Raw genomic sequence first — 1,469 nt, forward strand, 5'->3', positions numbered from 1 at the left:
AAGGTAAGACAACCAGTGACCGTAACTGTAAACAGCATAGTTGGTAATATTGTTTATTATGAGGAAAGTGGCAAAGAAAAAAGTATGACGCTACCCTCTAGTATTACTTACTATTATCATGGTGTAAAAAAAGATTATGCTAGCTTAAGTAGTCTTTTATTAGCGAATATGTCAATAATATTTGATTATAATGATAAAGTGGCATCTAGTTATGCAGTAATAACAGAGGCTACTTATAGTAAGCCACAGCTGGCTTTAGGTTTTGATTCTAAGCTAGATAAACTAGGCGATATAACCTTTGATGAAAATACAAAGATTATAAAAGAAGGTCAGCCTATAACAAAAGGTGATATTAAAGATAGGGATGTAGTTTATAGTATTACGGATATAAATAATGATAATAGGTATATCCTTGTAGTTGAAAATTATGTAGAGGGCAATATTACAGCTTTACTTGCTGATGCATATAGTTCAAATGGTATTAAAATAGATAATGTTACTTATAATTACAGTGATGATATGGATATTACTAAGCTTTCCTCCTTTAGCAAAGGTGATTTAGTATCTATAATACTAGGCCATGATGGCAAGGTAGTTGATATAAGAAGTATAGATGATAAGACTGGAATTATTGCAGAATATACAATACTTGGGAATTCTAAGACCTCAGATAATCTAGCAGATAATCAAATTCTTACGGATAAAGGAACGCTGACCTATAAAACGGGTGTTGCGCCTCTTGAAATCGGTGGAAAGTACAAATTGTATATTAATAATAATGTAATTACTGAAATTGATAAAAAAGAAAATTCAGTAGAAAATTATGCGGTAACCAGTGTAGCAGGTTCAATAATAGTTTATAAGGATGAAAATAACCTAGCCAAAACTATGACGCTACCAAAAGCTAATTTATACTACTATCATGGAGTATCTGTAGATTATGAAGTTGCAGCAAAAGCCATTAGAGCTTATTCTTCAATTGTTTTAACAAAGAAGGATGATAATTCAGGCTATGATTATGCAGTTGTTGTGGATCCTAATTTTGGTGTACCACAGATTTATAAAGCTGATAATGTGAAACTTTTGCAGCAGATTAAAAATACAAGATATTCTCATATTTATAGAGGTGCTAATATACAAGAATCTAATTTAAATGCTTATGATGTAGTTTATTTTGTATCAGATATCTGGAATAAAAACACTTTCATTTATGTAAATGATAGGGTTGTGCTTGGAACTATTTCAGCCTTCACACCAGATATGCTTAATCCAACAGGATTAACAATAAATAATGTAAACTATACCTTTAGTAAGTATTTCAATAAAGCTAGACTTAATAATTATGATGGCAGTATAGAGAATTTTTTAACTAATGTTAATATTAAAGATTTTAAAACCTTAGTTTTAGGTGTCGATGGTAAGATAGTTGACATTTATTAAGAAGGGGTCAGGCCCCTGGGTAAATATGT

General features: G+C 30.6%; 1 pseudogene. It reads left to right on the forward strand.

Annotated features, from left to right (window positions below):
- Positions 1-1,440, forward strand: a pseudogene (locus tag Ctaglu_RS25705) (hypothetical protein); the annotation flags it as partial.
- Between the last annotated feature and the right edge of the window lie 29 nt (positions 1,441-1,469).

The organism is Clostridium tagluense, from assembly GCF_003865095.1.
Classification (GTDB): domain Bacteria; phylum Bacillota; class Clostridia; order Clostridiales; family Clostridiaceae; genus Clostridium_AD; species Clostridium_AD tagluense.